This window comes from Providencia sp. PROV208 (genome assembly GCF_028479465.1).
Lineage (GTDB): Bacteria > Pseudomonadota > Gammaproteobacteria > Enterobacterales > Enterobacteriaceae > Providencia > Providencia alcalifaciens.
The window spans coordinates 38502-49906 of record NZ_JAMPNS010000018.1; the positions used below are offsets into that span (position 1 = coordinate 38502).

At 44.8% G+C, this 11405-nt stretch carries 12 protein-coding genes and 1 pseudogene; 12 read left to right on the forward strand and 1 reads right to left on the reverse strand.

The features are described from left to right. The first annotated feature begins 5 nt into the window (after nucleotides 1-5). The 7 genes from trbC to PR766_RS14780 all read left to right on the forward strand — a co-directional run bounded on the left by trbC (nucleotide 6) and on the right by PR766_RS14780 (nucleotide 4881). Entirely contained in the window at nucleotides 6-740 is a 735-nt protein-coding gene (gene trbC, locus PR766_RS14750; protein ID WP_051422746.1) for a type-F conjugative transfer system pilin assembly protein TrbC, read from the forward strand. After that, nucleotides 737-2578, forward strand: a complete 1842-nt coding sequence (locus PR766_RS14755; protein ID WP_036954350.1) for a conjugal transfer protein TraN — start codon at nucleotides 737-739, stop codon at nucleotides 2576-2578. The genes trbC and PR766_RS14755 overlap by 4 nt, the downstream gene beginning before the upstream one ends. Next, on the forward strand, nucleotides 2578-3363 hold the full coding sequence (gene traF, locus PR766_RS14760) for a type-F conjugative transfer system pilin assembly protein TraF (protein WP_036954346.1): 786 nt from the start codon (nucleotides 2578-2580) through the stop codon (nucleotides 3361-3363). The genes PR766_RS14755 and traF overlap by 1 nt, the downstream gene beginning before the upstream one ends. Nucleotides 3364-3373: 10 nt before the next feature. After that, complete coding sequence (locus PR766_RS14765) at nucleotides 3374-3676, forward strand: hypothetical protein (protein WP_036954342.1); 303 nt, start codon at nucleotides 3374-3376, stop codon at nucleotides 3674-3676. Further along, nucleotides 3673-4209: a type-F conjugative transfer system pilin assembly thiol-disulfide isomerase TrbB gene (gene trbB / locus PR766_RS14770; RefSeq protein ID WP_036954339.1), complete on the forward strand. Its 537-nt coding sequence runs from the start codon at nucleotides 3673-3675 to the stop codon at nucleotides 4207-4209. Before PR766_RS14765 ends, trbB begins: the two co-directional genes overlap by 4 nt. A 79-nt stretch (nucleotides 4210-4288) precedes the next feature. Further along, nucleotides 4289-4567, forward strand: coding sequence for a type II toxin-antitoxin system RelE/ParE family toxin (locus PR766_RS14775; protein ID WP_036954335.1), 279 nt, complete (start codon nucleotides 4289-4291; stop codon nucleotides 4565-4567). Then, complete coding sequence (locus PR766_RS14780) at nucleotides 4567-4881, forward strand: HigA family addiction module antitoxin (protein WP_036954329.1); 315 nt, start codon at nucleotides 4567-4569, stop codon at nucleotides 4879-4881. Before PR766_RS14775 ends, PR766_RS14780 begins: the two co-directional genes overlap by 1 nt. A 197-nt stretch (nucleotides 4882-5078) precedes the next feature. Here the strand turns inward: PR766_RS14780 and PR766_RS14785 are convergent. Continuing rightward, nucleotides 5079-5435, reverse strand: a pseudogene (locus PR766_RS14785) (transposase); the annotation flags it as partial. Nucleotides 5436-5843: 408 nt separating this feature from the next. On the opposite strand from PR766_RS14785, the gene traH reads away from it, so the two are divergent. From traH to PR766_RS14810, 5 genes are all read left to right on the forward strand, one after another. After that, nucleotides 5844-7220, forward strand: coding sequence for a conjugal transfer pilus assembly protein TraH (gene traH / locus PR766_RS14790; RefSeq protein WP_036954325.1), 1377 nt, complete (start codon nucleotides 5844-5846; stop codon nucleotides 7218-7220). A gap of 5 nt (nucleotides 7221-7225) precedes the next feature. Beyond that, nucleotides 7226-10117: a conjugal transfer mating-pair stabilization protein TraG gene (gene traG, locus PR766_RS14795; RefSeq protein ID WP_154635823.1), complete on the forward strand. Its 2892-nt coding sequence runs from the start codon at nucleotides 7226-7228 to the stop codon at nucleotides 10115-10117. 41 nt (nucleotides 10118-10158) lie between these two features. Then, nucleotides 10159-10656, forward strand: a complete 498-nt coding sequence (locus tag PR766_RS14800; protein ID WP_036954320.1) for a hypothetical protein — start codon at nucleotides 10159-10161, stop codon at nucleotides 10654-10656. 87 nt (nucleotides 10657-10743) lie between these two features. Next, nucleotides 10744-10950 (forward strand): TraR/DksA C4-type zinc finger protein, encoded by a 207-nt coding sequence (locus PR766_RS14805; protein ID WP_036954316.1) that lies wholly within the window; start codon nucleotides 10744-10746, stop codon nucleotides 10948-10950. 57 nt (nucleotides 10951-11007) lie between these two features. After that, nucleotides 11008-11400 (forward strand): hypothetical protein, encoded by a 393-nt coding sequence (locus PR766_RS14810; RefSeq protein WP_036954313.1) that lies wholly within the window; start codon nucleotides 11008-11010, stop codon nucleotides 11398-11400. Nucleotides 11401-11405: the final 5 nt, after the last annotated feature.

The following is an 11405-nucleotide window of genomic DNA, read 5'->3' on the forward strand; positions in this document are numbered from 1 at the left end:
TTATCATGAAATCCCTTTTATTTTTGTTCGCAAGCGTTCTGCTTGCGCCGACTTGTCATGCCTTAACGGATGACCAACAGTTCTTAGAATCTTTACGAGACCAAAGCGTGAGTGCGCTTGAAGGCGCTAGCGTATCACCGGATGATCAGGCGTTTTTAGAGACGTTGCGTGCGCAACCGTCTTCGGTGGTTGCACCGCAGAGTGAGCCTCAGCGACTGGATTTACCGTCGCCATCGATACCCACGCCACCGCCTGCGGCACAAGTTAACGGGATATCGGCAAAGAACCAAGCCTGGATCAACGACATTCTGGCGAAACAAAAACAGTCGCAACAAGAGGCTCAAAACGAGGCACAAGTAAAAGCGCAACAAGACAGTCCGTTTGTGTATTTTGTCTCGTTTTCCATTCCTGAAGCGGCACTCAAACAGATGTTACCGGAAGCCAATCGACTGAATATTCCCAGTGTCATTAATGGCTTAATCGATAATGACTTTCGAAAAACGGCCAGTACGGTGTTTGAATTGACCAAAGACAGCGGGGATGGCGGGGTGCAGATTGACCCTAACGTTTTTGCTCAGTATGGCATTACGCAAGTGCCTGCACTGGTGCTTCGGTGTGAGCAAGGGTTTGATGTGCTGTATGGCAACGTGCACCTTCGCACCGCGATTGAACGTATGGCGTCATCGGGCGATTGCCAGCAAGTGGCACAACAGTGGCTTCACGCCCAGGAGACGCCATGAATCTACGATTGATAGTACTCAGTTGCTTATTATTGACTGCCCTCAGTCCCGCTGCGGATGACTATAACGCGGGCTCGCAATTTGCCAGTGGGCTGAAAAATCAAGGGGCAAACACCCTCAGCAACACTAAACCGAATGAGATTATCCCCAATTATACCCCGAACCCGTCAGAGAGTGGGTATTACGGGGGCGTGACCTCGGGAGCCGCGTCGGGGTTGGAAAACGCGGGCATGAAAGCCATGACGGGATCGGATGCCGGTAAAACCACCACGGAAGTGATGAAACATCGCCCGCCTGACAAGTTGGATTTGGAGGCACCCTTTTTGAAAGCAGGGTTAGACATGCGCGATAAAGCCGAGTCGGAAAGTGGTCACATTACCGTGCCGTGTCAGGATGTGACGGTGGATAAAACGGAAATCACCACCCATCAATGCGAGCGTGTCCCCGCTGCCAGTTTAGCTTGTACGCGTACGGCCAAAATTACGTGGGAAGAGGTAGAAAGGTGGGAGACGCGTACCGTGACAATTTTGCCTCATCAATTTGTGTTTCGAAAAGGTGGAGGTAGTCGAAACAGCTATTTTACCTTTGAATTTCGTTCTCCGATAAGCGGGGTTATCCAAACAGGGACACTCAATATTTGGGTTCAAGATGGGACGTTGTTTAACCGGATAGGGGAGTTTATGAAGACGTCCATCAAGTTCTGGAAAAGTGAAATCAAAACACTGAATGCGCACGGAATAGAGCTGCAGGAAAATACGGTGGTGTCGAGCGGGCAATTTTCGGGGAGCGGTGCGTGGGCGGGTAAAATTACCGATGCAATAGTGGGCCGTTTTCAAGGTAGATCGGCAACGTTAACATTGACCTTGACGGTATTGGTGAAGACAAAAGTTCCATCGCCAAAAATTGAATGGGTAGAGCATTGCCCGTTTGATAAGTCTGAAGAAGTCAAAATTGAGAGCCAATGTACTGAAAAAGGCGGTACAAAAACGGTCACGGTGGGCGGTAAACAGTACGATGTGTACAGTGAGTGTTGGCAATACACCGATTATTACGCCAAGCAAGCGGCTGACAGAGGCAGTTGCGGGGAGTATATGGACAATCCGGCGTGTACAGTGGTCAAAACGGTGTGTACGGAATCAGTCGCTGGAACGTGTTTGCGTGAACAGGCGGTCTTTTCCTGTCAAAAAGGGTTGAGTGGTACGGGGAAAATGTGCGGCGTCGAACTCGTTTGTGCCAGTGGTGAGTGTGACCAAATTAAGAACGACAAGGCCAACAGCTTTCAAAAAGCGGTGTCGGCGTTAGCCGCGGTGGCCGCCGCCGGTGAAGATGTGGCCGAACTCAATGATGTGAATGTGAGAGCCTTTACCGGAAAGCGGACCACTTGCCGCAAAGCGGCGGCAGGATTTAATAACTGCTGTAAAAGTGGCGGGTGGGGAAGCGATGTCGGTTTGGCACATTGTGACAGCGAAGAAAAGGCGCTCGGTAAAGCCAAGCAGAGAAAGCTCACTGTGTATGTCGGGTCGTATTGTTCCAATAACGTATTGGGCGTGTGTCTTCAGAAAAAAGAAGCCTACTGTTTGTTTGATAGTAAGCTGGCCAAAATTGTGCAAGAGCAAGGGCGGGCGGGGCAGCTGCGTATTGGTTTCGGCAGTGCCAAAAACAGCGATTGTCGGGGCATTACCGTCGATGAATTGCAAGCGATTAATTTTGACCGTCTGAACTTTGCTGATTTTTATGCGGACTTGGAATCCGGCTCAACCATTCCGGCCGACCAAGAATTGATTGACCGTGTGAAAGACCAGATAGCCAATAGTCTTCAAGGGCAAGGAGGTCAATGATGAAATGGACAATCTGTTATCTCACGCTGGGATTATGGGTGTCATTTCCGATAGTCGCGGCTGAAGTATCCACACAGACTCATACCTATGTGGATGAACCGATTGTCGGGTGGCACTGGTATAACGAGCCTCAACCGGAAGACGAGGACGAGGAGCCGCCACCCGAGCAAATCCCAGTTGCCAGTTTGTCGCCGACTTTGCAGAAAAAAGTGATGCAAGCGTTGACCCAAGAGGCGTTAGATACAGCCATCATGCAGCCGTCAGCGGAAAATGCCGCGAAATACATGGCGCTACAGCGTTTTTGGTTAGACCAGTCTGGGTTGTTTGAGCGTTCAGTGAAAAAAGCGCTGCTACACACGCCTTCCCTGGATTACAACTTAGAGCACAGTCATTACAACAGTACCGTGCCGTTACAGCTGTCACAGTTACAAGGAAAAGAGCGGGCGGCCATTACCCAACTGTCTGCACAATACGGTTTATTTCTGTTCTATCGCGGTAATGATCCTTTGGACAATCAACTCGCCAGCGTGGTTGATCAGTTTGCAAAACAGCACGATATCACGCTCATTCCGGTGTCGGTTGACGGCGTTCGCAGTCAATATTTACCACAAACACGGCCCGATACGGGGCAGGTTGCCAAAATGGGGATAACCCATTTTCCGGCGTTATTCTTGGTTGACCCGAAAAGTGAGCAATATCAACCGTTGGCGTATGGGTTTATGACACAAGATGCGTTGACCCGCCGGTTCTTAGAGATTGCCACTGACTTTACCCCTAATTATTAAGGAACACACAATGACTCAACCCACGTTTAAAGAACGCCTTATTGAGAACAGCTTAATTTATATCGGCATAACATTAATTTTTGCCTCCCTCATTTTTTACGGGTTGCTGCAGTATTTAGTGGCGATGCGCCAAGCCCTATTCAGTGAATCGACATTACAAACCCTGCAATTGATACAAGAAACGGGCATGGTGTTCATTTTTGCCTTGGGGGCGGCGTGCAGTTTGGCAGGCATGGTGTATGCCGTGGTGAAAGCCTGGCAGCGAATTAAAGCGCCCTCTGACTTTTCCGATGATGAGGTAAAACATTCATGAGAAAAGCCTTTCTATTAATCAGCTTATTGTGCTCAGCTGTCGTCAATGCCAGTGTGTTAGATGAGATTAAGGAACTTGAAGCCCATAAAGGTAGTAAGGTGATTGAGCAACCCTCTGTTATATCAGAAACGCCTGAACCTGTTGTTCCCATTACGCCAGAGGCGCGACCTTACCAACTCCCGAATGGCAAAGTGGTCAATTTGAATGATTATACCTTAGTACTGTTTATGCAATCACAATGTCCTTATTGCCACCAGTTTGACCCGCAGTTTGCCTTATTGTCTGCTCAAATGGGATTTAAGGTATTTCCTTATACTTTAGACGGACAGGGGGATATGGCCTTTCCCAATGCGATACCAGCCCCGCCAGAAGTGGTTCAAACATTTTTTGGAGGCGGATTGCAGGTGTTGACGCCGTCGGTTTTTTTAGTGGAGGTCAATACGTTAAAAACCTACCCACTGTTACAAGGACTCACGGATATGCAGGATGTAGTAAACCGTGTAAACAGTAACTTAATGTTAGCCACACAATGAATAAGGGAAAGTTGAAGGGTATTGCATGCCGTGTAATGCTAATGTAATATATTACACATTGTGTAATGTGGTGAATTCAATGATTAAATCGTTTAAACATAAAGGGTTGAAACAACTTTTTGAAAAGGGGAACACATCCGGTGTTCCAGCTCAAGATGCTGAACGGATCAACGACCGTTTACAAGCAATAGACACCGCTAACGATATTCGTGAATTAGACCGCCAAATTTACAAATTGCACCCACTGAAAGGTGACAGAGAAGGTTATTGGTCAATCACAGTGCGAGCGAATTGGCGCATTACTTTTCAATTCATCAATGGTGATGCTTACATCTTAAATTATGAGGATTATCACTAATGAGACAGTTTAAAATATCTCACCCAGGTGAAATTATTGCACGAGATTTGGCTGATATGGGGATCAGTGGTCGACGTTTTGCATTAAATATTGGTGTAACGCCAGCAACAGTTTCCCGTTTTTTATCAGGTAAAACGGCATTGACTCCCGCATTGGCAATCCGTATTGCTGCGGCATTAGGTAGTACGCCTGAATTTTGGTTACGTTTACAAAGTGCTTATGATTTACGCCAATTAGAAAATAAAATTGATACGTCCGATATTATCTTGTATGAAGAACCATCAGATAGCTCCGAAGGCATATCGAAACATTAAGGACGACCATAATAGCGTCGTTGTTCTCTTCTTTTTAATCTTTATTAATTAACCCACAATTCAATATAGTATGACAGGCTCCTTGTTTAATGAGCCTGTCAATAAATTCGTCTACATATTGGCAGTACAACAAAAAAGATATCTATTGACTGCTCCCCGCCCTAAAGGACGAGGATTCCCAATTCACAGAGTCCAATTTAAGCCGCGCTAAGCGATTTAGGAACCACTGACTCTCCAAGGGCTAACACTGCTAGACCAGCAGCTTTTATATTTCTGGCAGCGTTAAGATTTCGATTATATTCAGCCTCACACTCACGTTGCAGGACAATTTGTGCAAGTTATCCATTCGGCAATCAGCAATTTTTGCGTGGAGTTTTGCGAGTTTTAGTTTTACTTTAGCGCGGTTACTTGAGCTTTTTTTTCTTTTTGCTCAATCTCCGCTGTAGCAGGGCTAAACGTTTTACATATTTCGCAGTGTGGCGGGGATTGCTAATTTTTAATCCGGTATCAATGACGAACAAATCTTTTAAATCAATATCAATGCCTTCTGTCTTTGTATCCTGTCAAGGACATGGTTGCCCTGTAGACTACTGGAAGCCCTATATTGCATTTATGTCTACAACAGAATACGCAGCGAGACTTGAAAAACTATTGCGGGAGGATATGGAGTCACCGTTACCCAAGCTTAATTAGGGATGGATGATTTTTCCGCTATCGAAACAATGATCATTGCGGAGTTTGGAACGATTATACCAATCAATTAATTCTTTTTTATTCGTTATCTCACGTTTTATCTCACTTTACTATTTCAATGCCAATACGCTAGCACCTAGCGGGTAATGGCGCTCAATGAGGTTTCATCATAATGACGTATTTATTCAACCGATTTCCTTTGCGGAAAGCGGCGATGCATTTTGCCTGTTTGGCGTGTTGGTGTCGGGTTCAACCAGGAGGTATTCGCGATGCGTAATCAGATGGTTGTCGGACTTTGTGTGTCACTGCTTGTTAATCCAATGACGATGGCCAGCGTGAACAGTGACATGAATAGTTTCTTTAATAAGTTAGGCTTTGAAGGGAATGCGACTGCAGCGCAGGCATGGCAAGGGCAAGCTGCAGGGTATGCCACAGGCGGAAACTTATTTCTGCGTAGCCAAGTGAAACAGTTACAAATTGCGTCATTTACACCGCCGTCAATTAATGCCGGTTGTGGCGGTATTGATGCTTACTTAGGGTCGTTCTCCCATATCAACAGTGAACAGCTCCAGCAATTTGTGAAGCAGTTAATGACGAACGGGGCGGGCTATTTCTTTGACTTAGCGCTGCAAACCACTGTACCCGAGTTGAAGTCAGCGAAAGATTTTTTGCAAAAAATGGCGTCCGATATTAACAGTACCAACATTTCATCGTGTCAGGCGGCACAAGGCATTATTGGCGGTCTATGGCCGACCAATACCGTGCAATCACAGAAAATTTGTCAAGATATTGCGGGCGAAACCAACATGTTTGCGGACTGGGCCGCTTCGCGCCAAGGTTGTACGGTTGGCGGTAAGATGAATGATGCGCTTAACCGCGCGCCGGAGAACATGAAAGACCAGGTCATGAAAAACAAAAATCTCATGTGGGAGATTTTAACCAAAAATGATTTTTTGAAAAATGACACGGAACTCAAAGAGTTGGTCATGAACTTAACCGGCACGTTGATTTTTGATGCGAAAGGCAATGTGAAGGCCCTAATCCCGAAAGTGAATCGCCAAGACATTATTAAAGCGTTGATGGAAGGGGGAACCATTACGTTAGAGGGATGCGTGTCGACCGTCGATTGTTTAGATATTCGCACGAAAAAAATCACCATTGACGCTAAAAATGGACTCAATGCGATGACGAAAACGATGGTTGAACAAATCCAAGGCAAGTTAAGCAGTGATACAGCGTTGTCAGCCAAAGAAAAAGGCTTTATTCAAAGTACCTCTATCCCCATTTTACGTTACCTCGTTGACCCAATGCAGCTCAATATTAAAGCCAGTTTATTGCCTGCACTCGCGGACTACATCGCTTACGACATTTTACTGCAGTATCTGCAGGAGCTCATCGACCAAGCGAAAGTCGCCATGGGTAGCCGTAACTACCCGGAAGAGCCGTTAAAAATCTTGCGTGAAAACGTGTCAGAAGCCTCACGCCAACTGGAGGCCCTACAGCAGATGGTCAATACCAAAGCCAATGTGTTGATTGAACTGGAGCGACAAATGAGTTTTTTACGTCAGCAAACCTCCAGTCAGTTGCAAGAGCGTTTTCAGCAGAACTACCGTTTCCACATCGTTAACCCAGAGCAAAAAGGATAGTTCCTATGGCCACCATTGATACAGTGTATGTCTTGGGCGGCGGTGAATACATGATGAATGTGTTCAATGGTGTTGCTGCCCTCATCGGTTCAGACAGTTGGACTTCTATGTACCGCATTGCGTTGACCTTATCCGGTGTTGCGGTGTTGGTCTCCTTTATGAAAGCTCATGACCCCAAAGAGTTACTCAAATTTGTGGCGATGATGGTGTTGATGTCGAGTATTTTATTGGTGCCAAAACACACGGTACATATTATTGACCGCGCCAATCCGACCGGAGTGTATTTGGTGGATAATGTCCCTGTGGGGTTGGCTGTACCTGCACGGTTTATTACGTCCATCGGCACCAGTTTAACGGAGGCGTATGAAACGGTATTTCATACGCCGGATGCCCTGACCTACAGTAAAACAGGAATGCTATTTGGTGCGGATTTGGTGGGGAACGTCAGCGATATTCTGTCCGTGGATGGCGATTTGGCTGAGTTGATGGGGCTTTACACCAAAAACTGCGTGATAGGCGATATTTTAATTAATCATAAGTATTCCTTCCAAGAGCTGATGAACAGCCGTGACCCCTATACCTTGATTTTTCAAAAGCCCAGCCCGCTTCGCGGCATTATTGTACCCAATGGTAACAGTGCGGCAGTGGGCGCCAATGGCGCAGCGCAAAGCGGTTTTTGGACCTGCGAGGATATGGCGCGGCGTGTCTTGATGCCGAAGCTGAATTTAGACACCACCACGGGCGGAAAAACCTGGAATTATACGGTAAAACAAATCTTTGGTGGCCGACCGGATGCGAATGTGCTGTATGCGTCGATGTTGGGAGACAGCTACAACTTTTATTACCAGGGCGGTGAAACTGCGAGTCAACTCATGCGTTCTTCTGTGGTAATGAATGCGCTAAAACAAGGTATCAGTGGCTACAGTGCGCAAAGTGGGGATACGGCCAGTTTGGTGAATTTGGCGTCAACATCATCGTACAACAAAATGCGGCTCAGTTGGGCGACGTCATCACAGGTCGCGGTGGCGTTTGTGCCAATACTCAACACCATTTTATTATCGTTGGTCATTGCGCTATTCCCTATTTTTATCTTATTGGCTGTCATTCATACGCTAACAGGGCGAATGTTGTTTAATTACATTATGTCGATTATCTACCTGCAATCTTGGCCACCGATGTTTGCCATATTGAACTACGCGACCAGCTTTTATTTGCGGGGCAAAACGGGCGGTATGGATTTTAATTTGGCAAACCAAGCCAGTATTCAGCAAATGCACAGTGACATTGGACTCATTGCCGGTTGGTTGTCCATTTCTATCCCGTTTATTGCCCTGGCAATAGTTAAAGGGTTAGGCCCTGCAATTGCACAAGCGGGGAACTACTTGGGGACGGCAATTAACAGCTCGGCGACCGCGACGTCGTCACAAGCGGCGGACGGCAACTGGTCATTCAATAATATGCAAACCGGTAATGTGTCTGGGAATAAATGGGACACCAATGCCAGCTTCCGTGACGGTCAAATGACGCGACAGTTATCGAGCGGGGCAACCAGCACGTTAACCAGTAACGGGCAAGAAGTGGTCGATACCAGCGGAGCAATGTCGCGCATGGCCGTGTCGATTAAGGGCAGTGATGCGATGGTGAGCTCACTCCAGCAAAGTGCGCGTCATGCCAAAGCGACGGCGGCAGCATCAATGAGCGCCTATCAAAGTTCGGTCAACTCGGCTTGGAATCAGGCTAGCCAATTTAGCAAACAGTATGGCAACAGCGCCACGGATTCGACGACAACGGACTCAGGTGTCAGTAGTTCGCAAACGGAAGGGTTCAAAAAGCTCATTAATGCCACGGAAACGCGGGCGAAAAATGACAATATCTCGAATGAAGAAGCTTTCTCGAAACTGGTTAGTGAGAATTTGGATGTGTCCAGCACAATAGGCGGAAAAGCCGAGGGCGGATTCTCTCTCCCTGTCATTGGGGGCGCTCAAGCATACACTGATGGTAATACCCGAGATACCGACAGTACACAAAGCAGTGTTCAAGAACGTGGCGCAAGACATAAGGATGCTCGAAGCGAAGCCAGTTCACAAACGACGCGTGACTTTAATGAAGCGTTGGACATGATCAACAACAGTAAACTGTCTGAAGGGACGAATCGACACGATAATCAGGCAAATTCTGAGGTGGAGCAATTTGGTGCGACATTAAATATTGCGAAGAATCAGTATGAACAGTATTCCCGCAGTACTACAGAAAGCCAAGAGTACAGCGATATGGCCAGCTTTGCACAAAACAACAGTGCGCAGATTGACCGTAACTTAGACCAAGAATTTGCTAGCTACGTGAGGCAAAAGGCCCCGAGTGACGCGGATGAAATTCTGGGTAACACCAGTGATATGCGGGTTGCAAAAGAGCGTGACGCCTTGGCACAATCGTTCGTTAAAGAACGGTTATTGCCGCAGTTGGAAAGCGATTATGCTCAAAATCGTGAGAAAATTGATGCCAAAGACGCGTCAATGTCGACAGGCCATATTCCATCATCCAGTGATTTAATCTCGGAATATCAGTCGAATGATAACCGCATTAAAACCATGAGTACGGATGCGGACATAAAACATGACACAGCTCAAACTGTGCAATCAAAAGAAGCGTTAAATAAAGAGAATATTGCTAATATTAAAGATAAGATTGAAAAAGGAAAAAATGATGTAAATCAGCGTAGAGATGATTTGGAAAATAATTATCATGATGAGATTAGAAAACAAGAAACAAAAATGATAGAGGAACAAGATAAAAAGAAAAAAGCAGGACTTATGGTCGATGATAGTCCAGTGGAAAAAAAGCCTGGCTCCAATGGCATTATGGAACCTAATGATTATTATAAAAAGAATAGTGATTGATAATATGGGTAAAATTAAAATGTATTAAATAAGGAATTAATATGTTGAGAAATTTCTTTGTGATTGCATTAACTTTTGTTTCATTTTTTTCCTATTCGGAAGTTAATGTTATAGGGTTAACAATTAATCAGGATACCAAAAGAACGGTTTCCGAAAAATACACAATAAAAAACAATGAATCTCAGTGGAGATGGGATTTAATTCCAAGTGAAATATTGATTGATGAAATTAAAAAAGCTGATGTTTCATTTGATGGAGAGACTCTAAAAGGTGTGTGGTTAACATTACCTAAAGATAAATTTGGTTTTTTTTATGAAATCCTCCGAAGTAAATATCCATTAGATGATGAAAGTATACCATTTGTAGGTGATAAATATGCCATTTTTGAAAAAGATAATGTTCTTATTTGGATTCAAGCAAAGCATATGTCATTTGATATGAGTGTTGTATATATGGATAAAAAATTCAAAGAAAAACTAGATAAGGATATTAACGAAACAAAACAAAAACATAAAAATAAAGTTATGAACCAATTATAAAACTAACGCGCTTCGCTTGTTAACATTCCGTTCCCCCAAATAATGAATTTTTCAGGGGAACGGAACGTTTCTTCTCAAGAGGTTCCCATGGCTGATGAAATTGATATCTCTCAAGCTGAGAGTGATTTTTTGCTGTCTTTACGACTGAGTCAACGTGCTCAGTATCAAGGTCAAAGTGCTGAGGCCTGTATGGAATGTGGTGAGCGTATTCCACTTGCTCGACGAATTGCACTACCAGGTGTGAAACACTGTGTTGGCTGTATTGAACGACAAGAGCTGTCTCGCACAAAATAATCAATAATTGAATTAATCCTGCCTAAGTTATACATCGACTTATAATTTGAGGTTTATATGAAAAAAACAACACGGAATAAAGTAGGGGTTGCTTTATCTTTATTTTTGGCGACCCAATTTTCTTTTGCTTCCACGTTGAGTGGAAAAAATGACGGATCGTTATGTTATCTTGCTCAACGAGATGTGATAGTTGGCTGTAGCCAATATGTTGTTGGTTATCAAAATCCGAGTCAATCCAATCAAAAAAACGTGAGTCAATATTTAAATCACATGGGTATTCTCTCTCCTAATTTAGATGTCATTCTTAACGAACTCAATAAAATGGATTCAAAAAAGATAAGGGTCGATATTTCTGAATATATTAAAATGAACAATTTGAGTCGAGCGCAAGGGATCATATTTTGCGCGCTTAAATCTAAACAGTCAGTCGATGATATATTAATGCAATAAAATCG

Coding starts and splice junctions, on each gene's coding strand:
- trbC (WP_051422746.1), top strand. CDS start 6: ATGAAATCCCTTTTATTTTTGTTCGCAAGCGTTCTGCTTGCGCCGACT.
- PR766_RS14755 (WP_036954350.1), top strand. CDS start 737: ATGAATCTACGATTGATAGTACTCAGTTGCTTATTATTGACTGCCCTC.
- traF (WP_036954346.1), top strand. CDS start 2,578: ATGAAATGGACAATCTGTTATCTCACGCTGGGATTATGGGTGTCATTT.
- PR766_RS14765 (WP_036954342.1), top strand. CDS start 3,374: ATGACTCAACCCACGTTTAAAGAACGCCTTATTGAGAACAGCTTAATT.
- trbB (WP_036954339.1), top strand. CDS start 3,673: ATGAGAAAAGCCTTTCTATTAATCAGCTTATTGTGCTCAGCTGTCGTC.
- PR766_RS14775 (WP_036954335.1), top strand. CDS start 4,289: ATGATTAAATCGTTTAAACATAAAGGGTTGAAACAACTTTTTGAAAAG.
- PR766_RS14780 (WP_036954329.1), top strand. CDS start 4,567: ATGAGACAGTTTAAAATATCTCACCCAGGTGAAATTATTGCACGAGAT.
- traH (WP_036954325.1), top strand. CDS start 5,844: ATGCGTAATCAGATGGTTGTCGGACTTTGTGTGTCACTGCTTGTTAAT.
- traG (WP_154635823.1), top strand. CDS start 7,226: ATGGCCACCATTGATACAGTGTATGTCTTGGGCGGCGGTGAATACATG.
- PR766_RS14800 (WP_036954320.1), top strand. CDS start 10,159: ATGTTGAGAAATTTCTTTGTGATTGCATTAACTTTTGTTTCATTTTTT.
- PR766_RS14805 (WP_036954316.1), top strand. CDS start 10,744: ATGGCTGATGAAATTGATATCTCTCAAGCTGAGAGTGATTTTTTGCTG.
- PR766_RS14810 (WP_036954313.1), top strand. CDS start 11,008: ATGAAAAAAACAACACGGAATAAAGTAGGGGTTGCTTTATCTTTATTT.